The 25,581-nt window shown below is 62.9% G+C and carries 25 protein-coding genes and 1 riboswitch; of the genes, 6 read left to right on the top strand and 19 right to left on the bottom strand.

Annotated features, from left to right (window positions below):
- Window positions 1-83 precede the first annotated feature (83 nt).
- Complete coding sequence (locus tag OCV80_RS03920) at window positions 84-722, bottom strand: CatA-like O-acetyltransferase (protein ID WP_267288229.1); 639 nt, start codon at window positions 720-722, stop codon at window positions 84-86.
- A 467-nt stretch (window positions 723-1,189) separates the two neighbouring features.
- Between OCV80_RS03920 and OCV80_RS03915 the strand changes: the two genes are divergently transcribed.
- The 3 genes from OCV80_RS03915 (at window position 1,190) to OCV80_RS03905 (ending at window position 4,378) form a co-directional block, all read left to right on the top strand.
- A complete protein-coding gene (locus tag OCV80_RS03915; protein ID WP_267288228.1) occupies window positions 1,190-2,476 on the top strand; it encodes an O-acetylhomoserine aminocarboxypropyltransferase/cysteine synthase family protein in 1,287 nt (428 codons plus the stop codon).
- Between the two features lies 1 nt (window position 2,477).
- Complete coding sequence (metA, locus tag OCV80_RS03910; RefSeq protein ID WP_025545037.1) at window positions 2,478-3,416, top strand: homoserine O-acetyltransferase MetA; 939 nt, start codon at window positions 2,478-2,480, stop codon at window positions 3,414-3,416.
- Window positions 3,417-3,559: 143 nt separating this feature from the next.
- Complete coding sequence (locus OCV80_RS03905; protein ID WP_021749031.1) at window positions 3,560-4,378, top strand: MerR family transcriptional regulator; 819 nt, start codon at window positions 3,560-3,562, stop codon at window positions 4,376-4,378.
- A 37-nt stretch (window positions 4,379-4,415) separates the two neighbouring features.
- Here OCV80_RS03905 and OCV80_RS03900 read toward each other — a convergent pair whose 3' ends face one another.
- From OCV80_RS03900 to era, 12 genes are all read right to left on the bottom strand, one after another.
- A complete protein-coding gene (locus OCV80_RS03900) occupies window positions 4,416-4,724 on the bottom strand; it encodes a DUF6442 family protein (protein ID WP_267288227.1) in 309 nt (102 codons plus the stop codon).
- A gap of 122 nt (window positions 4,725-4,846) precedes the next feature.
- Complete coding sequence (locus tag OCV80_RS03895) at window positions 4,847-5,056, bottom strand: helix-turn-helix transcriptional regulator (protein WP_021749029.1); 210 nt, start codon at window positions 5,054-5,056, stop codon at window positions 4,847-4,849.
- Between the two features lie 5 nt (window positions 5,057-5,061).
- A complete protein-coding gene (locus OCV80_RS03890) occupies window positions 5,062-5,370 on the bottom strand; it encodes a DUF6442 family protein (RefSeq protein WP_119310552.1) in 309 nt (102 codons plus the stop codon).
- A gap of 13 nt (window positions 5,371-5,383) precedes the next feature.
- Window positions 5,384-5,695 carry a DUF6442 family protein gene (locus OCV80_RS03885; RefSeq protein ID WP_119310551.1) on the bottom strand — a complete coding sequence of 104 codons (312 nt, stop codon included), beginning with the start codon at window positions 5,693-5,695 and terminating at the stop codon, window positions 5,384-5,386.
- Window positions 5,696-6,012: 317 nt separating this feature from the next.
- Complete coding sequence (gene udp, locus OCV80_RS03880; protein WP_025545035.1) at window positions 6,013-6,786, bottom strand: uridine phosphorylase; 774 nt, start codon at window positions 6,784-6,786, stop codon at window positions 6,013-6,015.
- Between the two features lie 56 nt (window positions 6,787-6,842).
- A complete protein-coding gene (locus OCV80_RS03875) occupies window positions 6,843-7,349 on the bottom strand; it encodes a GNAT family N-acetyltransferase (RefSeq protein ID WP_036628294.1) in 507 nt (168 codons plus the stop codon).
- Window positions 7,350-7,507: 158 nt separating this feature from the next.
- Complete coding sequence (locus OCV80_RS03870) at window positions 7,508-9,901, bottom strand: endonuclease MutS2 (protein ID WP_021749024.1); 2,394 nt, start codon at window positions 9,899-9,901, stop codon at window positions 7,508-7,510.
- Window positions 9,898-10,380 carry a hypothetical protein gene (locus OCV80_RS03865; protein WP_021749023.1) on the bottom strand — a complete coding sequence of 161 codons (483 nt, stop codon included), beginning with the start codon at window positions 10,378-10,380 and terminating at the stop codon, window positions 9,898-9,900. Before OCV80_RS03865 ends, OCV80_RS03870 begins: the two co-directional genes overlap by 4 nt.
- 48 nt (window positions 10,381-10,428) lie before the next feature.
- Window positions 10,429-11,205 carry a DNA repair protein RecO gene (gene recO / locus OCV80_RS03860; RefSeq protein WP_021749022.1) on the bottom strand — a complete coding sequence of 259 codons (777 nt, stop codon included), beginning with the start codon at window positions 11,203-11,205 and terminating at the stop codon, window positions 10,429-10,431.
- A gap of 214 nt (window positions 11,206-11,419) precedes the next feature.
- Window positions 11,420-12,016: a hypothetical protein gene (locus OCV80_RS03855; RefSeq protein ID WP_021749021.1), complete on the bottom strand. Its 597-nt coding sequence runs from the start codon at window positions 12,014-12,016 to the stop codon at window positions 11,420-11,422.
- Window positions 12,001-12,516 (bottom strand): NAD(P)H-dependent oxidoreductase, encoded by a 516-nt coding sequence (locus OCV80_RS03850; protein ID WP_021749020.1) that lies wholly within the window; start codon window positions 12,514-12,516, stop codon window positions 12,001-12,003. The genes OCV80_RS03855 and OCV80_RS03850 overlap by 16 nt, the downstream gene beginning before the upstream one ends.
- Before the next feature lie 55 nt (window positions 12,517-12,571).
- Window positions 12,572-13,471, bottom strand: coding sequence for a GTPase Era (gene era / locus OCV80_RS03845; protein ID WP_021749019.1), 900 nt, complete (start codon window positions 13,469-13,471; stop codon window positions 12,572-12,574).
- A gap of 218 nt (window positions 13,472-13,689) precedes the next feature.
- Here era and OCV80_RS03840 point away from each other — a divergent pair, with 218 nt between their 5' ends.
- A complete protein-coding gene (locus OCV80_RS03840) occupies window positions 13,690-14,514 on the top strand; it encodes a sulfite exporter TauE/SafE family protein (protein WP_119310550.1) in 825 nt (274 codons plus the stop codon).
- A gap of 259 nt (window positions 14,515-14,773) precedes the next feature.
- On the opposite strand, the gene uvrA is transcribed toward OCV80_RS03840, so the two are convergent.
- Both uvrA and OCV80_RS03830 read right to left on the bottom strand, forming a co-directional pair.
- Window positions 14,774-17,602, bottom strand: coding sequence for an excinuclease ABC subunit UvrA (gene uvrA / locus OCV80_RS03835; protein ID WP_021749016.1), 2,829 nt, complete (start codon window positions 17,600-17,602; stop codon window positions 14,774-14,776).
- An 863-nt stretch (window positions 17,603-18,465) separates the two neighbouring features.
- Window positions 18,466-18,687, bottom strand: a complete 222-nt coding sequence (locus tag OCV80_RS03830; protein ID WP_036630140.1) for a helix-turn-helix domain-containing protein — start codon at window positions 18,685-18,687, stop codon at window positions 18,466-18,468.
- 74 nt (window positions 18,688-18,761) lie between these two features.
- On the opposite strand from OCV80_RS03830, the gene OCV80_RS03825 reads away from it, so the two are divergent.
- Window positions 18,762-19,016 (top strand): hypothetical protein, encoded by a 255-nt coding sequence (locus tag OCV80_RS03825; RefSeq protein ID WP_036630139.1) that lies wholly within the window; start codon window positions 18,762-18,764, stop codon window positions 19,014-19,016.
- Here OCV80_RS03825 and ybaK read toward each other — a convergent pair.
- The 4 genes from ybaK to OCV80_RS03805 all read right to left on the bottom strand — a co-directional run bounded on the left by ybaK (window position 18,966) and on the right by OCV80_RS03805 (window position 23,479).
- Window positions 18,966-19,472 (bottom strand): Cys-tRNA(Pro) deacylase, encoded by a 507-nt coding sequence (gene ybaK, locus OCV80_RS03820; protein WP_021749012.1) that lies wholly within the window; start codon window positions 19,470-19,472, stop codon window positions 18,966-18,968. The genes OCV80_RS03825 and ybaK overlap by 51 nt on opposite strands.
- Before the next feature lie 10 nt (window positions 19,473-19,482).
- Window positions 19,483-19,872 carry an MmcQ/YjbR family DNA-binding protein gene (locus OCV80_RS03815; protein ID WP_119310549.1) on the bottom strand — a complete coding sequence of 130 codons (390 nt, stop codon included), beginning with the start codon at window positions 19,870-19,872 and terminating at the stop codon, window positions 19,483-19,485.
- A 416-nt stretch (window positions 19,873-20,288) separates the two neighbouring features.
- Window positions 20,289-22,259 carry an excinuclease ABC subunit UvrB gene (gene uvrB / locus OCV80_RS03810; RefSeq protein WP_119310548.1) on the bottom strand — a complete coding sequence of 657 codons (1,971 nt, stop codon included), beginning with the start codon at window positions 22,257-22,259 and terminating at the stop codon, window positions 20,289-20,291.
- Window positions 22,260-22,801: 542 nt separating this feature from the next.
- Window positions 22,802-23,479, bottom strand: a complete 678-nt coding sequence (locus OCV80_RS03805) for a JAB domain-containing protein (protein ID WP_021747980.1) — start codon at window positions 23,477-23,479, stop codon at window positions 22,802-22,804.
- Between the two features lie 216 nt (window positions 23,480-23,695).
- A riboswitch (M-box (ykoK) riboswitch) is annotated at window positions 23,696-23,858 on the top strand.
- Window positions 23,859-23,966: 108 nt separating this feature from the next.
- Here OCV80_RS03805 and mgtE point away from each other — a divergent pair.
- Complete coding sequence (gene mgtE, locus OCV80_RS03800) at window positions 23,967-25,349, top strand: magnesium transporter (RefSeq protein WP_136891465.1); 1,383 nt, start codon at window positions 23,967-23,969, stop codon at window positions 25,347-25,349.
- Window positions 25,350-25,581: the final 232 nt, after the last annotated feature.

Here is a 25,581-nt window from a genome sequence, read left to right as displayed (position 1 = left end):
CTGGCAGAATTTTTGGGCCCGCGGCTTTCAAATAGAAGACCGCCCGCAGGGACAAGCATCCCCGCGGGCGGTCTCTTTCTCCTTCAATCCGGAAACAGTTTGGCGGCGGTTTCCTCCAGCTCTTTGAAAAAACCGCTGATGTGGCCGCCGTCGTTGACGGCGTGGGCAAACTCTCCGCCTACCGACAGCACCGTCCGGTCCCCTGCCGGGTGGACCTTCCCCAGCAGGACGAAGGGCGTGAAGTCCGGCTTGGGGTCCCCGCCGAAGCTGAAGGCGGAGAAGGCCAGCCCCGGCATGGCGGAGATACCGCAGACATTTGGGGGCAGGGTCTCGTCGCAGAGCAGGCGGCCGCAGGTCTCCGCCCGGGCATAGTCCGCCTGAAAGTCCTGGCGGAACACATCATAGTCCGGCATAAAGCGGGTGACCTTCATGGCGAATAGGTCCGGGGCGTCCCGCCGGGGCACGGTGTAATAGGGGTGCAGCACATCCCAGATCCCGATCCGCCCTGCCTCGTCCCGGCCGTAGCGGAAATGCACATGCCGGTTCAGCACGGCGGCCGCGCACCAGATCAGGGCCGGATACAGCTTTTCGCCCCGGGCCTTCGTGTGCCGATACAGCGGTGTGATATCCACCTCCGCCGTCAGATAGATGGCGGTCTGGCGGAAAACCTCCAGATACTCCCGGCGCTCCCAGGTCTGCTCGTCGATGGGCGTAAAGGCCATGGCGCTCCTCCCTCTCCGGCGTCCTCCGCCGGCCGTTTGGGCCATCGTACCACAGGCCGGGCCAAAAGTCCACTGCCGCCGCGGTCCATGCGAGGCGAAAATCCGCAGTTGACAAACTTGCCGCGGCGTGGCTATAATATGTTCCAAAGCAATGATGGAGAGGGACGGAGACCGGCGCCCTCAGAGAGCCGGCGGGCGGTGGAAGCCGGCGGCAAGGGTCTCCAGGTCCTATGGCTCCTGAGCCGAGGGTTCGAGGGCGGCGCGCCGCCGGTAGGGCCTCTCCGAGGACTGCCGCGTCAGGGCAGAGGGGTTGCTGGACCCCAAAAGGGGCGTCGGGCCGTGAGGACGGCGCAATTTGAGTGGTACCGCGGAAGCCTGACGGCTTTCGTCTCAAAGTTTTTCTTTGGGACGAAAGCCGTTTTTTCGTCTCCAAAGTCATCTTCATCCAGTCGAAAGGAGCACACACCATGAGCGATTACCGCATCGAAACGAAATGTGTCCAGGGGGGCTACACCCCCGGCAACGGAGAGCCCCGGCAGATCCCCATCGTCCAGTCCACCACGTTCAAATACGCCACCAGCGAGGACATGGGTAAGCTCTTTGACCTGGAGGCCAACGGCTACTTCTACACCCGCCTCCAGAACCCCACCAACGACTATGTGGCCGCCAAGATCTGCGAGCTGGAGGGCGGCACCGCCGCTATGCTCACCTCTTCCGGCCAAGCGGCCAACTTCTTCGCGTTGTTCAACATCTGCTCCTGCGGGGACCACATCGTCTCCTCGTCCTCCATCTACGGCGGTACCTTCAATCTGATCTCCGTCACCATGGCGAAAATGGGTATCGAGGTCACCTTCGTCTCCCCGGACTGCACCGACGAGGAGCTGGAAGCCGCCTTCCGGCCCAACACCAAGGCGGTGTTCGGCGAGACCATCGCCAACCCGGCCCTGACGGTGCTGGACATCGAGAAGTTCGCCAAGGCCGCCCACACCCACGGCGTGCCGCTGATCGTGGACAACACCTTCGCCACTCCGGTGAACTGCCGGCCCTTTGAATGGGGCGCCGACATCGTCACCCACTCCACCACCAAGTACATGGACGGCCACGGCGCGGCGGTAGGCGGCGCCATCGTGGACTCCGGCAAGTTCGACTGGATGGCCCATGCGGACAAGTTCCCCGGCCTCTGCACCCCGGACAACAGCTACCACGGCATCACCTACGCGGAGAAGTTCGGCAGGGAGGGCGCCTTCATCACCAAGTGCACCGCCCAGCTGATGCGGGACTTCGGCGCCATCCAGTCCCCCCAGAACGCCTTCTATCTGAACCTGGGGCTGGAGAGCCTCCATGTGCGCATGGCCCGCCACTGTGAGAACGGCCAGGCGGTGGCGGAGTTCCTGGCGGCACATCCCAAGGTGGCCTCCGTCAGCTACTGCGGCCTGCCAGGGGACAAGTACCATGCCTTGGCAGAGAAGTACCTGCCCCACGGCTCCTGCGGTGTGGTGTCCTTTGAGCTGAAGGGCGGCCGGGAGGCAGCGGGCACCTTTATGAAGCATCTGAAGCTGGCCGCCATCGAGACCCATGTGGCGGACGCCCGGACCTGCTGTCTGAACCCCGCCAGCTCCACCCACCGGCAGATGACTGACGAGCAGCTTGCCGCCGCCGGCATTCCCGCGGGCCTGGTGCGGATGAGCTGCGGCCTGGAGAGCAAGCAGGATCTGATCGGCGACATCGCCCAGGCGCTGGACCAGGTGAAGTGAGATGCCCATCAAAATCCCCAACCAGCTGCCCGCCACCTCCGTTCTGACGTCGGAGAACATCTTTGTCATGACGGAGACCCGGGCCATCACCCAGGATATCCGCCCCCTGCAGATCCTGCTGCTGAACCTGATGCCCACCAAGATCGAGACCGAGACCCAGCTGGCCCGGGTGTTGGGCAACACCCCCATCCAGATCGAGCTGGAGTTGATCGCCCCCAGCGGCCACGTGTCCAAGAACACCTCCCAGGCCCACATGCTGGCCTTCTACAAATCCTTTGACGAGGTGCGGGACCGGACCTTTGACGGCCTGGTCATCACCGGCGCGCCGGTGGAGAACCTTCCCTTTGAGGAGGTGGACTACTGGCCGGAGCTGTGCGAGATCATGGAGTGGTCCAAGACGCACGTCCACTCCACCCTTCACATCTGCTGGGGCGCTCAGGCGGGGCTGTACTACCACTACGGCATCCCCAAGCGGCAGCTGCCGGAGAAACTCTTCGGCGTGTTCCGCCACACGGTGGAGGATCCCAACTTCATCCTCTTCCGGGGCTTTGACGACGAGTTCTGGGTGCCCCACTCCCGGCACACCACAGTGCTGCGGGAGGACATCGAGGCAATCCCGGAGCTGAAGATACTTGCCTCCTCCCCGGAGGCCGGGGTCTACGCCGTCAAGACCGACCAGGGCCGGCAGATCTTCCTCATGGGCCACGCGGAGTATGACCGGGACACCCTGCGGAATGAGTACATACGGGACCTGACCGCCGGAGCGGACATCCGGGTCCCCAAGAACTACTTCCCCGGCGATGACCCCAGCCGCAAGCCTGCGGTGACCTGGCGCTCCTGCGCCCACCTGCTGTACTCCAACTGGCTGAATTACTTCGTCTACCAAACCTCCCCCTACAATATCCGGGATATTGAACGGGGCATCCGCACCGACGACTGAGCCCACCGCCGTTCCGGCCGCTTCTGCGGCCGGAACGTTTTTTCTCTCATCGCGACTTTGAAAAAATTCTCTTGACTCTCACACAGTGGCAGGGCATACCATAGCAGTGAGCTCAAGAAAACGCATATATGCGGAGGGATCCTATGTTCAAAATCGGAGAATTTTCAAAGCTGTCCAGAATCAGCATCCGGATGCTGCGCCACTACGACGAGATCGGCCTGCTGGTGCCGGAGGAGACCGATCCCTGGACCGGCTACCGCCGGTACGCGGCGGCCCAGCTGATGACCGCCAACCGGATCACCGCCCTGCGGGGCCTGGGGTTCTCCCTGGCAGAGACGGCCGCGCTGCTGGCCTGCTGGGAGGACCGGACCGCCATGGAGACGCGCCTGCTGGCCCAGCGGGCAGCGGTGGAGGCCTCCATTCAGGAGGCATTGGACCGGCTGCGGCTTCTGGACACAACCATCGAACGGCTGAGAAAGGATGAAAAACAGATGAACTACGATGTCACCATCAAGACCCTGCCGGAGCGGCAGGTAGCCAGCGTCCGCCAGATCCTTCCCTGCTACGACCGGGAGGGAGACCTGTGGCACATCTTTGTGAGGGAGACCGCCCTTCTCCACATCCAGGACGGCGACCCGGCCCTGTGCATCAGCGTCTACCACGACGGGGAGTACAAAGAGGCAGATGTGGATGTGGAGATCCAAAAGACGGTGAAGGGCACATACCCTGACACCGAGCACGTCAAATTCAAAACCATCCCGCCGGTGACAGTGGCCTCCGCCACCTTCCAGGGCCCCTACCGCCAGATCGGCGAGGTGAATCAGGCGGTGGCATCCTGGGTAGAGGACAACGGCTATGCCTTTGACGGACTGTTCTTCAACATCTACCACGTCAGTCCCCACGAGACCCGGAACCCAGAAGAATTTGTCACCGAGGTCTGCTACCCGGTGCGGAAGCGGTAAGCAAGCAGGCGGCGCTTTCCAGCGCCGCCTGTCTTTTTTACAGCGTGTGCCACAGATACCATCCCAGGCATCCCAGGCACAGAGCGCCGGTAAAAATGCCCATGCCCAGAGCGGACCGGTCCCGGTCAGTCCGGTACCGGGCAAAGGCCCCCACGGAGCAAAACACGAACAGCATCGCCGCCACGTCTCCAAATACCTGTCCGGTAAACGCCTGGTAGATCATCAACAGCAGCGCCAGGACACACATGGCGTAAAAGCCCGCGTTGTCTCCCCGGCGGTTGACCTCCTCCCGGCCCTCGTCCACGCCCTCTTGGCGGTATCTTTGCAGAATTTTCTCCTTCTCCACAGAGATCTCTCCTCTCTCCGGAACGACCGGCCGTCAGTTAGGGATGCGGAAGGATTGTGCTCCGCCGCAGGCAGGATGATTTGCCCCGGTCAGCGCCGCTGGACACCCAAACTCCTAATTTCTCACTCAAAATAGAACAGTTCCTCGAACTTCTTGTCCAAGGCGATGCAGAGAATCAGCGCCAGCTTGGCGGTGGGATTGAACTGCCCCGTCTCAATGGAGCTGATGGTGTTGCGGGACACGCCCACCAGCTCCGCCAGCTGGGTCTGGGACAGCCCCTTCTCCGCCCGGGCCACCTTCAGCCGGTTTTTCAGGATCAGCTGATCGTCCATGGCGCTCACCCCAGCAGGAACATGGCCAGGTTGCCCGCGAACACCAGGCCGCAGGCCGCCGCCAGCAACGCCAAGCCCCGCCGCCGGGTCCTCCAATACAAATGCAGCTCTACGCCCGCCAGATACAGAAACACGATGGCCGTGTAGTCATAGGCATCCTGCCCGTTCACCAGCCGTATAATGGCGAGAATGACACACAGCAGTACCATCAGGATCCCGCCGATACCAAAGGACAGCCCCAGTACCTGCTGCTCCCGCTCGTCCATTCCAATCGCCCCCGCCTGAGCCTTTTTCAAAATCTCATCCCGGTCCATGCGCTACCTCCTCTCAGGCCATTTGAAAGAATTTTACCAGATTCCAGATCAAAAACGCAAGAGAGATCAGCAGCGTCACGATGTCGGAGGTATTCCGCCGCCGGGCCAGCCGGTAGACCCGGTTGGCCACGCAGGCCGTCCAGAACATGGTCAGCACATCCTCATGCGGCAGCCCATGGACCCGCTTCCAGGTCAGCAGAATCAGGCCCATCAAAAACACGAAGAGCAGGCTGAAGGACTCCCCCTCCATGCGGATGGTCCGCTCCCGTTCGTCACCCTTCTGGTTCTCCCGCCGGCTCTTCTCCAGAATTTCCTGTTTTTCCATAGCGTTCTCCCTTTTCTTTCTTTGCCAAGCCATAGGGCCTGCCTCTCATCCCAGTACGCCCCGTACATAAACGGCCAGATTCAACAACGCGGCTCCCGCCAGCAGCAGACTCAGGATCAGAACCAGTCGCCAGCCGCCCGGCTGTGCCGCAGGATCTCCTCCCGATCCATGCCGAAGCCATTTTGCATAGTTTGCTTTTTATTTTACCAAGTTTTCTTTACAAGCAGAGCATACCATATACCAAGTAAACTTGTCAATGGGGAATCAAAAAAGATGCCCGGAAATTTCCGGGCATCTTTTTTGAAAAACGCAGCCAATTACCGGCCCGCCTTGCGGTCTGCCTCAATCAGCAGCTTCAGGGCCTCCACAGACACCTTCACGGAGGAGGATGTGTCCTCACTCATCTTCTGGTCCAGGCCGGCGGCCTCCCGTTCCTGGTTCCACACCACATGGAAGCAGGAGCCGCACCGGCAGCCCAGAGCCGCCGCCACCACGAACAGGGCGGCGGACTCCATCTCACTGGCCTTGACGCCCAGCCGCTTCCAGGATTCCCACTTCTGCTGCAGCTCGTAGTACACGGGCGAGGCAGCGGGGTCGTGCTGGCCGTAAAAGCTGTCCTTGCACTGGACGATGCCGGTGTGCAGGGGGAAGCCCAGCTTCTTGGTGGCCTCCACCAGGGCGTTTGTCACCTGGAAGTCCGCCACCGCCGGGAACTCAATGGGGGCGTACTCCCGGCTGGTGTGCTCATACCGGATGGCGCCGGTGGCTACCACCACGTCGCCGGACTGGACGTTCAGATCGATACCGCCGCAGGTGCCGGTGCGGATGAACGTGTCGGCACCGCATTTGTGGAGCTCCTCCATAGCGATGGAAGCGGAGGGACCGCCGATGCCGGTGGAGCAGGCGGTGACCTTCTCCCCCAGCAGGGTGCCGGTCCAGACGTTGAACTCCCGGTTATACGCGATCTGCTTGGCGTCGTCAAACAGGGCGGCGATGGCCGGGACCCGGCCCGGGTCACCGGGCAGGATGCAGTAGCGGCCGATATCCCCCTGAGCACAGGCAATGTGGAACTGCTTTGCAAGCTCTTGCATAAAATCACCTCATTGTGCAATTTCCAGAATGTGTGTTTTAGTGTGACTCCAGTATATCAAATCTCATCGGTTTCCGCAACCGGAGATTCCGGTTCTGCCAGCCTCTGCAATGCCGGTCCGGTAAGGCGGTAAACGGTCCAGTCCTCCATGGTCTCCGCCCCCAGGGACTTGTAGAAGCCGATGCTGGGGGTGTTCCAGTCCAGGCACCACCACTCCAGGCGGCCGCAGTCCCGCTCCGCGGCGATGGCCGCCAGCCGCCGGAAGAAAGCCTTGCCATATCCCTTTCCCCGGTGCTCCGGCCGGACATACAGGTCCTCCAGATACAGGCCCGCCCGGCCCAGGAAGGTGGAGAAGTTTTGAAAAAACAGGGCGAAGCCCACCTCTGCCCCGTCCTCCAGGGCAAAGAGGACCTCGGCTCGGCGCTTTTCAAACAGCTGGTCCCGGAGGGTGGCCTCATCGGCCACCACCTGGTCCAGCAGGTGCTCGTAGTCGGCCAGCTCCCGGATGAATTGCAGGATCAGGAGCGTGTCGGTCTCCTGTGCAAATCGAAAGGTCAGTGCCATGTCAACCCCCTCATTTCAGTGTTGCCGGGCTCGCCGCCCCCATGGGGAGCACCCCACAGGAATCCCGCATTTAATTGGGGCGGTCAGGCAGAGCCCTCACACTCCAAGGTCCCGCCGCGCAGGACGCCTGATGCCGCACCGCGGCGACAGGCTCCGGCTCACTTCAGCGTCACCACGGTGACGCCGCTCTCGCCCTCGCCGTAGACGCCCAGGCGGAAGCTCTTCACAGCCTTATTCCGGCGGAGGATGTCGTGGACGGCCTTCCGCAAGGCCCCGGTGCCCTTGCCGTGGATGATGGTTACGGTCTCCAGTTTGCCCATGACGGCGGCGGAAATGAAGTTTTCCACCACGCTCTCCGCCTCCAGTGTCTCCATCCCTCGGATGTCCAGTTCCCGGGCGGCAGAAGCCCGCAGGGCGCGGTCGGCGTTCTGGCGAATGGTGACAGAGGGCGTCTTCTTCCTGGCGGCCCGCTCGTCATCCTCGATGAGACGCACTTCGTCTACTTTGGCTTTCATCTTCAAAATACCGGCTTTCAGCTGCAAGGTGCCGTCCTTGCCCACGGACACTACCTCCGCCGGCGTTTTGACACCGGGGATCTCCACCAGATCCCCCGCCCGGATGGGGCGGCTGGGCTTGGGGATGGGCTCCTGCCGGGCGTCGCGGCGGGACACGGCCTCCTCCGCCTCGTTCAGCGTGCGGCGGAGGGCCGCACGGGCCTCATTTTCGTTCAGCATCCGTTCGGCCTTGGCCTGGGCCTTCCGCATCTCGCTGAGCTCCTGGAACACCTGGTCCGCCGCCGTCCGGGCGTCCCGGAGGATGCGCTTGGCCTCCGCCTCGCCCCGGCTCCGGGCGTTGTCCTTGGCCCGCTCCATCTGCTCCCGGAACTCCCGGGCGCGCCTGGCGTCCTCTTCCCGCTGGCGCAGCAGGCGGTCCGCCTCCTGCTCCCGCTTCTCCAGGGCCTGGCGCTTCTCCTCCAGCTGGGTCAGGATGTCCTCGAACCGGACGCTCTCGCCGCTCATCTGCCCCTGGGCGGCGGCAATGACGTCCTCCGGCAGCCCCAGCCGCCGGGAGATGGCAAAGGCGTTGGATTTGCCGGGAATGCCGATCAGCAGCCGGTAGGTGGGCGCCAGCGTCTCCACGTCGAACTCGCAGGAGGCGTTCTCCACCCCTGCCGTAGTCATGGCGAAGGTCTTCAGCTCCGCATAGTGGGTGGTGGCGGCCACCTTGGCCCCCAGCCGCCGCACGTGCTGGATGACGGCGATGGCCAGGGCCGCGCCCTCCACCGGGTCCGTGCCGGCCCCCAGCTCGTCAAACAGCACCAGGCTGTGCCGATCCGCCTCTTTTAAAATCTCCACGATGTTCACCATGTGGGCAGAGAAGGTAGACAGGCTCTGCTCGATGCTCTGCTCGTCGCCGATGTCCGCCAGCACCCGCTCATAGACGGACACGGCGCTCCGGTCCGCCGCCGGGATGTGGAGGCCGCACTGGGTCATCAGCGTCAGCAGGCCCAGGGTCTTGAGGGTCACGGTCTTGCCGCCGGTGTTGGGACCGGTGATGACCAAGGTGTCAAAGGTGTCCCCCAGCTCGATGTCGATGGGCACCGCCGTCTTGGGGTCCAGCAGGGGGTGGCGGGCCTTGCGCAGATGGATAGCGCCGTCCCGGCGGACCTCCGGCCGCACGGCGTTCATCTTGTAGCTCAGCTGGCCCCGGGCGAAGATCAGGTCCAGGTGGACCAGGGTGTCGTAGTCCCACTGGATGTCCTCCCGGTGGGCGGCAGCCTCGGCGGAGAACTCCGCCAGGATGCGGTCGATCTCCTTCTGCTCCTTGGCCTGCAGCTCAATATACTCGTTGTTGGCCTGGACCACCCCCATAGGCTCCACGAACAGCGTGGCTCCGGTGGAGGAGATGTCGTGGACCAGTCCCGGCAGGTCGCCCTTGTGCTCCGCCTTCACCGGCACCACGAAGCGGCCGTCCCGCTGGGTGATGATGGTCTCCTGCAAAATTTTCCCATAGCTGGGGGAGGAGATGATCTTTTGAAGGATCTGGCGGCTCTTGGCCTGGGCCGCCCGCATGTGGCGGCGGATGTCCGCCAGCTCCGTGCTGGCGGCGTCGGCGATGGTGTCCTCGTCCGGGATGGCCCGCTTGATCTTCTCCTCCAGAAAGCGGTTGCCGTGGAGGGAGAGGAACAGGTGGTCGATGGCGGTTTTCTCCGCCGCCTCGTCGTTGAAGTACTCCTTGGCCCGGCGGGCGGCGGTCAGCAGATCCGCGATGGTCAGCAGCTCCCGAGTGTTCAGGGCGCCGCCCCGGTCCGCCCGGTCCAGGGCCTCCGCCACCGGCTTCACGCCGGAAAACGACGGACTGCCCCGCAGGCCGATGAGATTTCGGGCCGCGTCCGTCTGGTCCAGCAGGCGCAGCACCTCCTCCGGCTCCGTCTCCGGCCGGAGGCGCAGGGCCCGCTGCTTGGCCTCGGCGCTGACAGCCTGCTCGCTCAGCAGCTCCAGCACCCGGGGCAGCTCCAGGGTGCGGATGGATTTGTCAAATAGGTCACTCATGGTTCGGTTCTCCTGTCAAGGGTTTTCACTTCATCGTCCCTGTCGTCAGCTGCTTCATCTGCCGGTTCCTCCAGCACCCAGGGCAGGGTCATGGAAAGCCAGCACTGGAAGCAGGGCTCCGGGAAGTTCCGGAGGAACGGTCCCATATCTGTGGCGAACCCGGCGGTGACGCCGGGGGCAACGGGCAGCTCTCCCTCCCCCGCTTCCAGCAGGCGGCCTGCAATGTGCCACATGGGCATATACCACCGCCCGCCCTGGCGGGGACCATACTCGCCAATATCTCCGGGCCTGCGGAGGTTAAGCCCCAGGGGTTCCAGAAACGCTGCTGCTTCTGGCGGCAGGACCCCAACTGCGGCAGCATAGTTTCGGCAGTAGGCGCAGCCGCAGCCCCCGGTAGCGTTACCGTAACGGCCATACCAGGCCCGGGTGGCCTCCACGTCCACCTCCAGCCGGTAGGAGCCGAGGACAAATTCTGTCATATTCCGCTCCGTTTCGTATAAATCAGCAAAAGAAATACAAAATGTATCTTATTTCGACAACTCTTCCGGCGGCTGGAGGCTCTTGTAAAATTCCAGCGTCCGGAATCCCCGCTCCAGCTGGGCGGCCACGAAAGCCTCCGCCGCCGCGGAGAGTCGCTCCAGCGCCGGGCCTGTCAGCCGGAACGAGTAGAGCCGCTTGGGGTCCCCGTACACGATATGCCGCAGGGCCGCCAGGGAATCCGGGCACAGGGGCATGGAGAGGGCACTCTCCTTCGCGCCGCAGCTCCGGCACCGCAGGATGCCCTGTACCACGTCCAGCAGGGGCTGCTCCGGGTCCGGCCGGCCGCAGTAGGCGCAGCTGTCCGCCAAAGGTTCATATCCCGCCAAGCACAGCAGTTTGATCTCAAAGGCGGGCTTCACCAGCGCCGGCGGCTTCTGTAAAGCGGAGAGGGCGTACAGCCCGTTCAGCAGATGGGGCAGCAGTGCCCCGGCAGGGACCTCCGGCGCCGTGACGGTCTCTGTCAGCTCCGCGAAGTAGCAGCCCAGGGCCAGCGCCTCCAGATTCGTCCGCAGGCCGTTGAACAGCTCCGCCGTGGCTCCTTCATTGGCGTAGTACCACTCGCCCTTCTGATAGAGGGTCCACTCCGAATAGACCATCTGCTGGGCGCAGGCGGCGTACTTGCAGCTCTTCCGCCGGACGCCCCGGGCGATGACGGAGATCTTGCCCCGGTCCGCTGTCAGCAGCGTCAGGATCTTATCCGCCTCTTTCGTCTCCGTCTCCCGCAGGACCACGCCCTTTGTCACGATGTAGGCCCGCTCGGCCAACGCGCTCCCTCCTTATGTACGGAGAGCGTCCGCCCTCCGTTCTATGCGCTGATCCCGCCGCCGGACTCCTGGTCCAGAGCGGCCTGATACAGCAGGTACACCAGCGGTTCGCCGGTGAGGCAGAAGCACTCCCAAAGCCTTTGTGTGTCCATTCCGCAGACCTCCTCCCAGGAGTAGTCTGCGAATGTTGTCGGATTTTTATGGCTGGAAATCTCTAGCCTCCCTCGATCTCCATGGTCCGCATCTCTCCGGCGGTGATGTTGTTTTTCGCGCCGTAATCAGTCCAGTACCGGCCGGAGGCCCAGACGAACATCCGCCTGTTCAGCGGCATCCGCACCGACAGCACCTCGCTCCGTCCCGCCCGCATACCAGCGGCCAGGCGGCGCAGGCCCCGCCGCACCAGAAAGGAAAAAGGCGTATTCAAGATCGCCTCTCCCGAGCCGATCTGCAGCGCCATCCCCCAGGGAAATCCATATCGTTTGCAGAAAAAGCGCACCATTTCTACCGCAGGCCGGGTCTGCTCCGGCTCCAGAAAGCCGCAGTTCACCAGTACGTGGATCCTGGGGCGGGCCGTTCCCCTCCATACTGCGAGTTCCTTCAGGGTCCTCATCAGCACCGCCGGTATGCCGTCTGCGTACAGGGGGAACACCAGCAGCAGATCCGTACAGTCCTCTGGGGAGAGCGGTCCACCCCTCAGCGCGGTATACTGGTCCGCCGTCTCTCCCCAACACGGAAGAAACTGTTCGATATACCTCCGGGAGTTGGAACGGGGCGCCCGGGGACTCCCATTGACGATCAGGAGCTTTCCCATGCGCGTACCTCCTCCCTAATGGCCCCGGCCAGCTCCTCTTCCCGAAGGAAGCGGACACTCCAGCTCCGAAACAGCATATTATGGGCGTTGCGGGCCGCCAGCAGACGGAAGAGCGCCTGCTCCTCGTCTCCGGTATCTCCATAGGCCAGAATCACCGCGTCTTTCTCCGCCACCGCCCGCTGTATATGGTGCGTCTCTCCGTGGTGTATCCGAATAAACGCCTGCTGGATGGGAATGGCCCGCTCCAGCATGGTCTTCATCGGTACGTCATAGGACCCGCAGAAGAGACGGCTGACATAGATCACATGGTCGCTGTGGGCAATCAGGGGATATACGCCTACAGCGTCGTCCCGGATCACGCACCGCCCCGGCGTTCTGACCCAGCAGCTGAAGCAGCCCATACAGTCCGCGATTTTCAGCTGGCTCAGGTCCACATAGTGCCAGTCCTCCCGGACCGGCAGTCCGGTTGGCAGTGCCGTGTCGCTCAATACCAGTCTCATATTCTCACTCCCCGCACGGCAGCCTGCGGAATACCGGAGACCGCACGCTTCCTCCTTATTCGTCCCGGTACCCGAAGCTCCGCACGTAGTTCACGTTGTCCCGCCAGTTCTCCTTGACCTTCACCCAGGTCTCCAGATACACCTTGGTGCCCATGAACTTCTCCATATCCTGCCGGGCCAGGGAACTGATCTTTTTCAGCATGGCCCCCTGCTTGCCGATAATGATCCCCTTGTGGCTGGCCTTCTCACAGTAGATGGTGGCGTCCACGTCGATGACGCCGCTGTCCCGCTCAGAGAACTTCGTGATCTCCACCGCCGTGCCGTGGGGGATCTCCTTGTCCAGGCACAGCAGCAGCTTCTCCCGCAGGATTTCCCCCATCACCTGCCGCTCCGGCTGGTCCGTCGTCATCCCGTCCGGGAACAGCTGAGGGCCTTCCTGGGCATACTTCCGCAGTTCCTTCATCAGATCCTTCAGGCCGCTGCCGGTGTGGGCGGAGATGGGGATGATCGCGTCAAAGCCGTCCCATGCCTGGTTGTAAGCGGCGATCACCGGCAGCAGCTCCGCCGGTTCCACAGTGTCAATCTTGTTGACGCAGAGGATGCAGGGGATCTCCTCCTCCCGGATCCGGTCGATGAGTGCCTGCTCCGGGCCGCCCACATGGGGGATGGGCTCCACTAGCAGCAGGGCGCAGTCCACGTCGGAGAGGCTGGAGGTGACGACCTTCACCATGTAGTCCCCCAGGGCGGACTTGGGCTTGTGGAGGCCGGGCGTGTCCAGCAGGATATACTGGGTGTCCTCCCGGTTCACCACGCCGTAGATGCGGTTCCGGGTGGTCTGTGCCTTGTTGGAGACGATGGCCACCTTTTCCCCCACCAGGGCGTTGGTCAGGCTGGACTTGCCCACGTTGGGCCGTCCGCACACGGTAATCATGGCGACGTTTTTGATGTTTGACATAGGTGATCCTCAACTTTCTTTGAGCATTTTCGCGGGCGATCCCGCCCCGCCTGTTTCACAGTATCACACGCCCGCCGGAAAAACAACCGTTCCGGCGGCATTTCTTCGGGGAGATGCGGGAATTTCAGCAAAATTGCGGCGCTTCTGCTCTTGCCAGGGGCCTATGGAGCTGGTATACTGATAGAGATTTTGTCGAATTTACTCCGGGAGGTGCATATATGTCAGCCTCGGTCCCCACTCTCTTCACGGAAACCACGCTGGACGGCTTCCCCCTGTGGGTGGTCCTTCTGATCTGCGGCGGCGTCTTTCTGGCCGGCTTTATGGACGCCATCGCCGGGGGCGGCGGCATTATCTCCGTCCCTGTATACCTGATGGCCTTCTCCGGCCTGCCCACCCACTTTGTTTTGGGCACCAATAAGCTCTCCTCCTGCATCGGCACCGCGTTTTCCACCGCCCGCTTCATCCACCAGGGGTACGTTCACTGGCGGCTGTTCCTGCCTGCCGCCGGGCTGGCGGTGGCAGGCTCCGTCTGCGGGACCCAGCTGCAGCTTCACACGCCGGATGTGGTGCTGAAGTATCTGCTGCTGGCGGTGCTGCCGGTGGTGGCCTTCTTCACCCTGCGGACCAAAATGTGGCCGGAGGAGCCGGCCCCCATCCCGCCCCGGCGGCAGGCGGCCATCGTCTGGGCCGCCGCGCTGCTCATCGGGACGTATGACGGCTACTACGGCCCCGGCACCGGCACCTTTCTGATGCTGGTGTTCATCCACTTGGGCAAGATGGACACCCGCCACGCGGCCGGCGGGGTAAAGGTCATCAACCTGGCCTCCAACATCGGCGGTGTGTGCTCCGCCCTGATGGCGGGGACCGTCGTTCTGGGTGTGGGGCTGGCGGCCGCTCTGGCCTCCATCCTGGGACACTATCTGGGCGCCGGCCTGGCCATCAGGAACGGCAGCAAAATCGTCCGGCCTGCGGTGGTGGTCGTGCTGCTCCTGCTGCTGGTGAAGGTGATCTCGGAGCTGCTGTTTCCGAACTTCTGGAATTGACGCCCCATAGACAAGGGCCTCCGCATACAGCGGAGGCCCTTTTTGCGCGGTCTTACCGCTCCAGCAGCTTTTTCAGGTACCAGCCCGTGAAGCTCGACCGGCAGGCGGCCACCTCCTCCGGCGTGCCTGTGCGCGTCCTCGCCTGCTCCGGATCCCGCGCCCCGGCCTTCGGCTTGCTGCCTCCGCGGCCCGTCCTTTCCCCACCGGACCCGCTTCGCTGGGCTCCGGCGGGGGCTCCAAGGGGATCGTCTGCCCCGGCTTACTTTTCCAGCACCTTTTTCAGATACTGACCTGTGAAGCTCGACCGGCAGGCAGCCACTTCCTCCGGCGTGCCCGTGCAGACGATGGTGCCGCCGCCGTCTCCCCCCTCGGGACCCAGGTCGATCAGGTGGTCGGCACATTTGATAACGTCCAGATTGTGCTCGATGACCACCACGGTGTTGCCGCTGTCCACCAGCCGCTGGAGCACCTCCAGGAGCTTGCGCACATCGTCGGTGTGGAGGCCGGTGGTGGGCTCGTCCAGGATATAGATGGTCTTGCCGGTGGCGATTTTGCTGAGCTCCGTAGCCAGCTTCACCCGCTGGGCCTCACCGCCGGAGAGCTCCGTGGAGGGCTGGCCCAGCTTCACATACCCCAGGCCCACGTCGCACAGGGTCTGGAGCTTGTTGCGGATTCTGGGCAGAGGTGCGAAGAACTCCACCGCCTCATCCACGGTCATCTCCAGCACATCGGCAATGTTCTTGCCCTTGTAGCGGACCTCCAGGGTCTCCCGGTTGTACCGCCTGCCCTTGCACACCTCGCAGGGCACAAAGATGTCCGGCAGGAAGTGCATCTCGATCTTCAGCACACCGTCGCCGGAGCAGGCCTCGCACCGGCCGCCCCGGACGTTGAAGCTGAACCGCCCCGGGCCGTAGCCCCGGCTCTTGGCCTCCTGAGTGGAGGCGAACAGGTCCCGGATGTCATTGAAGAGGCCGGTGTAGGTGGCGGGGTTGGACCGGGGTGTCCGGCCGATGGGGCTCTGGTCGATGTCCACCACCTTGTCCAGATACTCGATTCCCTCGATCCGGTCGCACCTGCCGGGGTGGACCTTCATCCGGTTCAGCTCCACGCCCAGCTTCTTGAACAGGATCTCATTCACCAAGGAGCTCTTGCCGCTGCCGGACACGCCGGTAACCACGGTAAAGGTCCCCAGGGGGAACTCCACGTCGATGTGCCGCAGGTTGTTCTCCGCCGCGCCGATGACCTTCAGGCTCTTGCCGTTGCCCGGCCGCCGGGTCTCCGGCACGGGGATCCTCTTCTTGCCGGAGAGATACTGACCCGTCAGGCTGTTGGGGTTGGCCATGACCTCCTCCGGTGTACCGGCGGCCACCACCTCGCCGCCGTGGATGCCGGCGCCGGGACCGATGTCGATCAGGTAGTCCGCCGCCCGCATGGTGTCCTCGTCGTGCTCCACCACCAGCAGGGTGTTGCCCAGGTCCCGCAGGTTCTGCAGCGTCGCCAGCAACTTGTCGTTGTCCCGCTGGTGCAGACCGATGGAGGGCTCGTCCAGGATATACAGCACCCCCATCAGGCTGGAGCCGATCTGGGTGGCCAGGCGGATCCGCTGGCTCTCGCCGCCGGAGAGGGTCCCCGCGCTGCGGCTGAGGGTCAGATAGCCCAGGCCCACGGACTGGAGGAACCCCAGCCGGGACTTGATCTCCTTCAGGATCCGGTCTGCGATCAGGTGCTGCTGGTGCGTCAGCTCCAGCCGGTCCACCCATTGGAGCTCGTCCACCACGGACATCCGGGTCAGGGCGTCGATGTCCTTGTCCCCCACGGTCACCGCCAGGGACTCCTTCTTCAGCCGCTTTCCCTTACAGGTGGGACAGGGGCACTCGGCCATCAGCTCCTCCAGCTCCCGCTTGCTGGCATCGGACTGGGTCTCCTTGTAGCGGCGCTCCACGTTGTTGCAGATGCCCTCAAAGGGCTGATACAGCACGCCCTTGCCCCGGGGCTGGTCGTAGTGGAGCTCCAGCTTCTCCCCGCCGGTGCCGTAGAGGATGATGCTCCGCACGTCCTCCGGCAGGGTCTCCCAGGGGTCGGTGAGGGAGAAGTGGTATTTCTTCGCCAGGGCGTCGAAGTACATCCGGGAGATGCCGTCCCCCCGGATGTTGTTCCAGCCGCTGGCCTGGATGGCCCCCTCCAGGATGGAGAGGGACTTGTCCGGCACGATCAGTTCCGGATCCACCTTCAGCTGGCTGCCCAGACCCGTACAGGTGGGACAGGCACCGAAGGGGTTGTTGAAGGAGAACATCCGGGGCGTCAGCTCCTCGATGGAGATGCCGCAGTCCTCGCAGGCATAATTCTGGGAGAATGTCAGATCCCGCTCCTCCCGCAGGAGGTTGACGACCACCAGCCCGCCGGTGAGGCCGGAGGCGGTCTCCACGCTGTCCGTCAGCCGCTGCTGGATATCCGGACGGATGATGAGCCGGTCCACCACAATCTCGATGGTGTGCTTCTTGTTCTTCTCCAGCTTGATCTCCTCGTCCAGCTCGTACAGATTCCCGTCCACCCGGGCCCGGACGTAGCCGGACCGCTTGGCGTCCTCAAAGATCTTGGCGTGCTCACCCTTCTTGCCCCGGATGACGGGGGCCATCACCTGGATGCGGGTGCCCTCCGGCAGAGAGAGGACCTGATCGATGATCTGGTCAATGGTCTGCTGGCGAATCTCCTTGCCGCACTTGGGGCAGTGGGGGGTGCCCACCCGGGCCCACAGCAGGCGGAGGTAGTCGTAGATCTCCGTCACAGTGCCCACGGTGGACCGGGGGTTCTTGCTGGTGGTCTTCTGGTCAATGGAGATGGCGGGGCTGAGACCCTCGATATAGTCCACATCGGGCTTGTCCATCTGGCCCAGGAACATCCGGGCATAGGAGCTGAGGGACTCCACATACCTTCTCTGGCCCTCGGCGTAGATGGTGTCGAAGGCCAGGGAGGACTTGCCGGAGCCGGAGAGGCCCGTCATGACCACCAGCTTGTCCCGGGGGATGGTGACGTCGATATTCTTCAGATTGTTGGCGCGGGCGCCTTTGACGATGATCTTGTCCTGCATAATGTGTATGATTGACTCCTTTCAGGAGAGGTTTCTCTTTTCAGTGCCGGAAATGCCTCCGGCGGAGGTGTAGAGGCGCTTTTCAACCGCCCGGGGAGACTGGCTCCCGCCAGGGGGCCGTTTCCACGGGGGATGCGCCCCCCATTCTCTTTTTGTCAGCGCCAAAAAGAGAACGCGCCGCGCCCGGTGTAAGAGAAAAAACGCTTTTGGTCGCAACTTTGCACGTCCGTGCAAAGTTGCTGTACGGGAGTTGACGAGAGATGGTGCCTGCGGGTTTGCGATGACCTCCCGACGGGCGCGGCGGGGTGCGGTACAGGCTTGAACGCGGATTCCCGCGGCGCGGGTGCAAAGGTCAACGGGGTGCAAGGACGCATTTGGTCTGCTTCTCTTTCCGCGCGTTCCGCTGCGCTACGCGCTGCCGGATTCTTCGCGGGAGCGTGAGCGGTAGCGAAAAGAGAAGCAGCTCCATGCGACAACCACCCCGACGAGGTCGGCGCCATCCGCCACGGGACGGCAGCAACAGGAATCGCAGAAGAGCATAGCGTGCCCGAAGGCCAGTCCAAATCGGAGCAGGCACCGATACGCCGACCCCCGTTGCGCGCGGAGGGCCACTGCACCGGAGCGCGTCCAAGCGGCCTTTTCTTTTGGACCGTGCACGGCCCGTTTTCTTTTCCGCAAGTCGGAAAAGAAAACGGGGGGTGCATCCCGGCTGGACAAGCCCCCTGCGGGAGCAGAATCCCCGTGGCCGCCGGACGGCGGCCCAAATTTCCACGGGCGGTTTGTAACCTCCCTTACACGCTCCAGGGGCGGCCATACCATCGGGCCGCCGAGGGCGGTGGCCCCTACGGGTGCACGGAACGGATTTACCCCCGCGCGTCGCTGCGCCCCAGCAGATAATCCGTGGTGACGCTGAAGTAATCCGCAAGAAAGCAAAGCGTCAGCGATGGGACATTGACCTTTCCATATTCCATTCTCTGATAATGGACAAGGGTAATTTGAAGCACTTCTGCCATATCCGCCTGCCGCAGATGCCGTTCATCCCGCAGGGCACGCAGTCTTTCTCCAAATATTTTTAGTGTTTCCATGGAGTTCTCCTTGACATATATCATTTAATGATGTATCATCAATACATCATTAAATGTTGTTTGAAGGTGATCCAATGAATCCCATCTATCTCCGCCTCTTCGACGGCTACGCCGCCGACATTCTGCAGAAAGCAGACCCCTTCGATTCCAAATCCGTGGATCAGCTGGCGGACAGCCTCTCCCTCTCCGGGGACGCCCGCCTGTGCCTTCAGGACGCCTTTCTGGCCCGCTACCTCCAGTGGTCCACCGACGCCTTCACCCTGGGACTCCACCTGGGCCTATCCCTGGTCCACGACAATGTCCGCCGTGGAGGCCCCCAGCAGGTCTAGCAGCGCCCGGGGCGCCAGCTCCACCTGGGCGCCGATCTTCCCGGCGGAGATATAGACGGTTTCGTAGTCCAGCGCCGTCCGGTGGAACACGGTGGGATACTGCTTCTTCATCCCCACCGGGGAACAGCCGCCCCGGATGTAGCCGGTAACGGCGTTGATCTCCGCCACGTGCAGCAGCTCGATGGACTTCTCCCCCACCGCCCTGGCGGCCTTCTTCAGATCCAGGTTCTCCGGCGCCGGCACCTCGAACACGTAGATGCCCTTGGACGCCCCCCGGGCTACCAGGGTCTTGAAGCCTCTGGCTGGGTCCTGCCCCAGAGCCTCCGCCACGTGGACGCCGTACTCCCGGGTGCCCTCCGGCCCCTGGCTGTCCTCATAAAACCGGGCGGTATAGGGGATCTTTCTCTGGTCCAGGATCCGCATCACATTGGTCTTTTCCTCTTTTTTCTTCGCCATTGCAAACACCTCAGCTCTCCGCGGGCTGCTCCGCCAGCTCCCGCCGGACGTATTTGGGCAGCTTCTCCACCGCCAGGGCGTATGACCGGCCGCACAGGTCCCGCAGGACCTCCTCCGGCAGTTCTCCGTCCAGCAGGCAGGAAATCCAGGTCCGCTTATCCGAATAAAATCCCGGCAGGATGTCCGGATACCGGGCCCGCAGCAGCTCGCCCTCCGCCGCCCCGCATTTCAGATTCACCAGATCGTGGCCGCCGTAAATTTTGTACTCCGGCCCCGGCGAACAGACAGCGGCAAACAGCCTGCCCCGGACCTTATAGCGGAACCACTGCCACACCGGCTGATAGTCCTTCTCCACGCCGGGAAACGACAGCAGGTATGCGTCCAGCCATTCGTAGTGCATTTACTTCTCCCCCCGCAGCTCGATGATCCGGTCACGCAGCACCGCGGCGTACATTCCCACACGGCTCCGCCGTGCGGGAGCCCTTTTCATTTTACCAACCGACCAGAAGTGAATTCTGCCCGCTTCAAGGTTTTGCCTCCGTCAAAACGCTTGTACGCCGGACTCCCGGCGATTCGAGTACGCCATACACCCCTGCTCTTTGCGGAGGTCACTTCTCCCCCCGCAGCTCGATAATCCGGTCACGCAGCACTGCGGCGTACATTCCCACACGGCTCCGCCGTGCGGGAGCCCTTTTCATTTTACCAACCGGTCAGAAGTGAATTCTGCCCGGTTCAAGGTTTTGCCTCCGCCAAAACGCTTGTACGCCGGACTCCCGGCGATTCGAGTACGCCATACACCCCTGCTCTTTGCGGAGGTCACTTCTCCCCCCGCAGCTCGATGATCCGGTCACGCAGCACCGCGGCGTACTCGAATTCCAGCATCTTGCTGGCCTCGCGCATCTCCTTCTCCAGCTTGGCGATCTCCGCCGCCCGCTCCTGCTCCGTCAGCTTGCGCTTCTTGTGGGCCCGGAGGGTGTCCTCCTCCGCGGTCTTGGAGATCTCCAAAATCTCCCGGACGCCCTTGATGATGGTCTTGGGCACAATGCCGTGCTCCTGATTATAGGCGTCCTGGATGGAGCGGCGGCGTTCCGTCTCGTCGATGGCCGCCCGCATGGAGGGCGTGATCTCGTCGGCGTACATGATAACGAGGCCGTCTGCGTTTCGGGCCGCCCGGCCGATGGTCTGGATCAGGCTGGTCTCGGACCGGAGGAAGCCCTCCTTGTCCGCGTCCAGGATCGCCACCAGGCTGACCTCCGGCAGGTCCAGCCCCTCCCGCAGGAGGTTGATGCCCACCAGCACGTCGAACTCTCCCAGCCGCAGGCTGCGGATGATCTCCATGCGCTCGATGGTCTGGACATCGGAGTGCATGTACCGTACCCGGATGCCGGCGTTTTTCAGGTACTCCGTCAGGTCCTCCGCCATCTTCTTGGTGAGGGTGGTCACCAGTACCCGCTCGTCCCGGGCGGCTCTTGCACGGATCTCGTCCATCAGGTCGTCGATCTGGCCGGTGACAGGCCGGACCTCCACCCTGGGGTCCAGCAGGCCCGTGGGGCGGATCACCTGCTCCACCACCTGGTCCGCCCGCTCCCGCTCATAGGGGCCGGGCGTTGCCGAGACAAACACCGCCTGGCCGATCCGCTCCTCGAACTCCTCGAACTTCAACGGTCGGTTGTCGTACGCACAGGGCAGGCGGAAGCCGTACTTCACCAGGGAGTCCTTCCGGGCATGATCGCCGTTGTACATGGCCCGGACCTGGGGCAGGGTCACGTGGCTCTCGTCCACGAACAGCAGGAAGTCGTCCGGGAAGAAGTCCAGCAGGGTCATGGGGGCGGAGCCGGCGGGCCGGTCGGAGATGATGCGGGAGTAGTTCTCGATGCCGGAGCAGTAGCCCAGCTCCGCCATCATCTCCATGTCGTACTCCGTCCGCTGACGGAGCCGCTGGGCCTCCACCAGCTGGTTGTTGTCGGTGAAGTATTTCACCTGATCCTCCAGCTCCTGGCGGATCTCCAGAATGGCTTTGTCCATCTTGTCCTTGGTGGTGACATAGTGGCTGGCTGGGTAGATGGCCACGTGGTTCAGCACCCGGTTCACGCTGCCGGTGACCGGGTTGAAGTCGCTGATCCGGTCGATCTCGTCCCCGAAGAACTCCACCCGGATGGCGTGGTCCCGGTAGTAGGCGGGGTAGATCTCCACCGTGTCCCCCCGGACCCGGAACATGTTCCGCTCAAAGGCGATGTCGTTGCGCTCGTAGCGGATCTCCACCAGGCGGCGCAGCAGCTCATCCCGGTCCCACTCGGCCCCCACCCGGAGGGACACCACCAGGTTGGCAAAATCGTCCGGCTCGCCCAAGCCGTAGATGCAGGACACGGAGGATACTACGATCACGTCCCGCCGCTCCAGCAGGGCACAGGTGGCACTGAGCCGCAGCCGGTCGATCTCGTCGTTGGTGGAGGCATCCTTGGCGATATAGGTGTCCGTATGGGGGATATACGCCTCTGGCTGGTAGTAGTCGTAGTAGGAGACGAAGTACTCCACCGCGTTGTTGGGGAAGAACTCCTTGAACTCCGCGCACAGCTGGGCGGCCAGGGTCTTGTTGTGGGCCAGCACCAGCGTGGGCCGCTGCACCTGCTCGATGACCTTGGCCATGGTAAAGGTCTTGCCGGATCCGGTAACGCCCAGCAGCACCTGCTCCTTCAGCCCGTTCTCGATGCCCTCCGCCAGCGCGGCAATGGCCTGCGGCTGGTCCCCGGAGGGTTGATATTCAGATACGACTTCAAATTTCGGCATAGCTCTTCTCCGCAATTTTTTCTTGCTATGGTCTCCGGGGACCAGCCCCGGCCCAAAGGGCCGGCGCCGCGGCCGCGGCGCACAAGCGTTTTGGCGCAGTCAAAACCTTGGACTGGGCGGGCTTTGCCTGCCCGGTCCATCCGAATCACGGGGTCCCCGCAAAAGTGCCGCTTTTGCGGGGTTCCCCGGAGGGCTTGTATTCAGATACGACTTCAAATTTCGGCATAGCGGCATTCCCTCCACCCATCAAACAGATTTTCAGCCACGGCCATCCTATCACACCCGTCATCTTTTTGCAACATTTGTTCGACTTTTATCAAAGGAACCATGCCTTGAAAAAAGCGAAGGGACAAAAAAGGAAGGGGGGACTAGGGGAACCCCTCCGGTTTTCCCCAGTTCGTTCGCCAGCGGCGAAGGAAGAACTTGAAGTCATTTTCGCCGCGGCGTGTACGTGGCAAAATACCCCGACCCAAGCGCCTTGGGCGCGTTCGCCAGTCCACAGACTGGTGGTGGGGGTTCTAAAGGGGGCGCCTGCTCCCTCTTTACCCCAGCAGGTCGCCGCTGTCCGCCATGGAGACGAAGTCCCGGTCCGCCACCACGATATGGTCCACCAGGCGGACGCCGATGGTCCGCAGGGCCTCCGCCACCTGGCGGGTGGCGGCCTCGTCGCTGGAGGAGGGCACCGCCACGCCGCTGGGGTGGTTGTGGGCCAGGATCACCGCGCTGGCGGAGGTCAGCAGCGCCATCTCCACCACCTTGCGGATGTTCAGGTCCGCGCTGGCCACGTCCCCCTCCGCCAGCCGCTTGCAGGCCAGGAGCCTGCCCTTGCGGTCCAGGCACAGCAGGAAGACCAGTTCCCGCCGCTCGCCGGCAAATCGCTCCAGCAGATAGGCCCCCGCCCGCTCGGAGGAGTTGAGGATGGTCTCCTGGGACGCGTCCGCTATGCGGGCCTTCCGGCTGAGCCGGGAGACCAGGGACAGCAGGATGGCCGCGCTCTCCCCGATGCCCTCCACCTTCTCCAGATCCTCCACCGGGGCGTTCAGCACGCCGGAGAGGGAGTCGTACCGCTCCATCAGGGCGTGGGCGATGGGGTTGGTGTCCCGCCGGGGGATGGCGTAGTACAGCAGCAGCTCCAGGGCCTCGTGGTCCGCAAAGCCCTCCAGCCCCGTCTCCAGAAACCGCCGGCGCATCTTCTCCCGGTGTCCGTCGTGTATGCCCATGGAGGGCCTCCTCTCGCTGAAACGCCCCGTTTCGGGCACAGATTTGGAACATCTTATTATACCACAGGCCGTCCTCTATCACAAGCGGGATTCCCATTTGTAAAATGGAGTGCAGCGGTATTTGAGGGGCCTGTAAAATTGTGGGGAGTTTTTTTCTGCCGCCTTGACAGGGGGCAGAAATTGGCATAATATGAAGAAAGAGTTTCGGCAAAACTGCATACCGTCCGGTAGGTAAGGCTACCACAGGGATACGGATCGCTGCCGCGGAGTGATGGAGACATCATGAGAGGGTTTGAACAGGTGCTATCGAACACGAAGGTATCATCTAACGTGATTTCACCGCCTTGTGAGGCTAAAGCTTGAACGGCCGCAGGGTCCGCTGATGCGGCGTCCCTGTTTTGACACGGAAATTTCCGACTGCACCGGACAGGAGCGGCCGGGTTTTTTTGTTTTCTCAACCACCAGTCCCACAGAGAGGAGGACGCGCATGTTAGAGCAGGAAGAGCAGCGGGACGAGCTGCTGGAAAAGATCGAGGATCTGATCTCCCGAAAACGCTACGCCGAGCTGCGCGACCTTCTGCTGCCTCTGGAGGCCCAGGACATCGCGGGCCTGTTCATGGAACTGGACGACAAGGTGCCCATGGTGTTCCGCCTGCTGCCCAAGGAGCAGGCGGCCGAGGTGTTCGTGGAGCTGGATTCTGAGGAGCAGGAGGTGCTCATCCAGAGCTTTTCCAACACGGAGCTGAAGGAAGTGCTGGACGAGCTGTACCTGGACGACGCGGTAGACATCGTGGAGGAGATGCCCGCCAACGTGGTCAAGCGCATCCTGCGCCACGCGGACCCGGACGTCCGCAAGAGCATCAACGAAATCCTGAAATACCCCGACGACTGCGCCGGCAGCATCATGACCACGGAGTACGTGGACCTGAAGGCCACCATGACCGTGGAGGACGCCCTGAAGCGCATTCGCCGCACCGGCCCGGACAAGGAGACCATCAACATCTGCTACGTCATCGACGAGGGCCGCCACCTGCTGGGGTATCTCTCCATCCGGACCATCCTGCTGTCGGAGGAGGACGACGTGGTGGGGGACATCATGGATACCCATGTGATCTCCGCCAACACCCTGGACGACCAGGAGGATGTGGCCCAAACCCTGAACAAATACGACTTCCTGGCCCTGCCCATTGTGGACACGGAGAACCGCCTTGTGGGCATCGTCACCGTGGACGACGCCATGGACGTCCTGCAGGAAGAGGTCACCGAGGACATCGAGAAGATGGCCGCCATCCTGCCGGGCGACAAGCCGTATCTCAAGACCGGCGTGTTTGAGACCTGGCGGGCCCGGACCCCCTGGCTGATGATGCTGATGCTGTCCGCCACTTTCACTGGGATGATCCTGACCCACTTTGAGAATTCCCTGGCGGCGGTGCCCATTCTGACCTCCTACATCCCCATGCTCTCCGGCACCGGCGGCAACAGCGGCACCCAGGCCTCCACGGCGGTGATCCGTGCCCTGTCGCTGGGGGAGGTTCGATTCAGCGACCTGCTGCGCGTGGTGTGGAAGGAGTGCCGCGTGGCGCTGATCTGCGGCGTGTGCCTGGCGGCGGCCAACTTTGTGAAGATGATGGTGGTGGACTGCTGGCTGCTGGCCAATCCCACCGTGACGCCTGCCGTGGCGGCGGTGGTGTGCTGCACCCTGGTGGGCACGGTGGCCTGCGCCAAGCTGGTGGGCGCCTCCCTGCCCATTTTGGCGGAGAAGATCGGGTTCGACCCGGCGGTGATGGCCTCGCCCTTCATCAGCACCATCGTGGACGCGCTGTCTCTGCTGATCTACTTCCGATTCGCAACTTGGATCTTAGGCGTATAAATCACCTGAAAAGGCTGCGCCTTTTCAGGTGAAGGGAGATTCGCTCCGCTCTGCGCCTCGGTTGCCCGCCTGCGGCGGGCAATTCGACGCTCGCTCCGCGCGGAGTGTTTTTCCGACGTACACGCCGCCGGAAAAACGATTTCATTTGATTTCGCGCCGTGCGCGGCGCGAAACTCTGCGAGGCATCCAAATCGAAAAAGGTGGGCCGCTCAGATAGAGCGGCCCACCTTTT

The organism is Oscillibacter acetigenes, from assembly GCF_025567605.1.
Lineage (GTDB): Bacteria > Bacillota > Clostridia > Oscillospirales > Oscillospiraceae > Oscillibacter > Oscillibacter welbionis.
This window is presented reverse-complemented; position numbering and strand designations above follow the sequence as displayed.

What these genes read in the sequence shown, in the direction of transcription:
- ybaK (WP_021749012.1), bottom strand. Translation starts at nt 19,472, where the DNA reads ATGGCGAAGAAAAAAGAGGAAAAGACCAATGTGATGCGGATCCTGGAC.
- uvrB (WP_119310548.1), bottom strand. Translation starts at nt 22,259, where the DNA reads ATGCCGAAATTTGAAGTCGTATCTGAATATCAACCCTCCGGGGACCAG.
- udp (WP_025545035.1), bottom strand. Translation starts at nt 6,786, where the DNA reads ATGCAAGAGCTTGCAAAGCAGTTCCACATTGCCTGTGCTCAGGGGGAT.
- OCV80_RS03870 (WP_021749024.1), bottom strand. Translation starts at nt 9,901, where the DNA reads ATGAGTGACCTATTTGACAAATCCATCCGCACCCTGGAGCTGCCCCGG.
- OCV80_RS03915 (WP_267288228.1), top strand. Translation starts at nt 1,190, where the DNA reads ATGAGCGATTACCGCATCGAAACGAAATGTGTCCAGGGGGGCTACACC.
- OCV80_RS03830 (WP_036630140.1), bottom strand. Translation starts at nt 18,687, where the DNA reads ATGGAAACACTAAAAATATTTGGAGAAAGACTGCGTGCCCTGCGGGAT.
- uvrA (WP_021749016.1), bottom strand. Translation starts at nt 17,602, where the DNA reads ATGCAGGACAAGATCATCGTCAAAGGCGCCCGCGCCAACAATCTGAAG.
- OCV80_RS03920 (WP_267288229.1), bottom strand. Translation starts at nt 722, where the DNA reads ATGGCCTTTACGCCCATCGACGAGCAGACCTGGGAGCGCCGGGAGTAT.
- metA (WP_025545037.1), top strand. Translation starts at nt 2,478, where the DNA reads ATGCCCATCAAAATCCCCAACCAGCTGCCCGCCACCTCCGTTCTGACG.
- OCV80_RS03875 (WP_036628294.1), bottom strand. Translation starts at nt 7,349, where the DNA reads ATGGCACTGACCTTTCGATTTGCACAGGAGACCGACACGCTCCTGATC.
- OCV80_RS03805 (WP_021747980.1), bottom strand. Translation starts at nt 23,479, where the DNA reads ATGGGCATACACGACGGACACCGGGAGAAGATGCGCCGGCGGTTTCTG.
- OCV80_RS03840 (WP_119310550.1), top strand. Translation starts at nt 13,690, where the DNA reads ATGTCAGCCTCGGTCCCCACTCTCTTCACGGAAACCACGCTGGACGGC.
- OCV80_RS03885 (WP_119310551.1), bottom strand. Translation starts at nt 5,695, where the DNA reads ATGGAAAAACAGGAAATTCTGGAGAAGAGCCGGCGGGAGAACCAGAAG.
- mgtE (WP_136891465.1), top strand. Translation starts at nt 23,967, where the DNA reads ATGTTAGAGCAGGAAGAGCAGCGGGACGAGCTGCTGGAAAAGATCGAG.
- OCV80_RS03855 (WP_021749021.1), bottom strand. Translation starts at nt 12,016, where the DNA reads ATGGGAAAGCTCCTGATCGTCAATGGGAGTCCCCGGGCGCCCCGTTCC.
- OCV80_RS03890 (WP_119310552.1), bottom strand. Translation starts at nt 5,370, where the DNA reads ATGGACCGGGATGAGATTTTGAAAAAGGCTCAGGCGGGGGCGATTGGA.
- OCV80_RS03815 (WP_119310549.1), bottom strand. Translation starts at nt 19,872, where the DNA reads ATGCACTACGAATGGCTGGACGCATACCTGCTGTCGTTTCCCGGCGTG.
- OCV80_RS03825 (WP_036630139.1), top strand. Translation starts at nt 18,762, where the DNA reads ATGAATCCCATCTATCTCCGCCTCTTCGACGGCTACGCCGCCGACATT.
- OCV80_RS03850 (WP_021749020.1), bottom strand. Translation starts at nt 12,516, where the DNA reads ATGAGACTGGTATTGAGCGACACGGCACTGCCAACCGGACTGCCGGTC.
- OCV80_RS03905 (WP_021749031.1), top strand. Translation starts at nt 3,560, where the DNA reads ATGTTCAAAATCGGAGAATTTTCAAAGCTGTCCAGAATCAGCATCCGG.
- OCV80_RS03895 (WP_021749029.1), bottom strand. Translation starts at nt 5,056, where the DNA reads ATGGACGATCAGCTGATCCTGAAAAACCGGCTGAAGGTGGCCCGGGCG.
- era (WP_021749019.1), bottom strand. Translation starts at nt 13,471, where the DNA reads ATGTCAAACATCAAAAACGTCGCCATGATTACCGTGTGCGGACGGCCC.
- OCV80_RS03865 (WP_021749023.1), bottom strand. Translation starts at nt 10,380, where the DNA reads ATGACAGAATTTGTCCTCGGCTCCTACCGGCTGGAGGTGGACGTGGAG.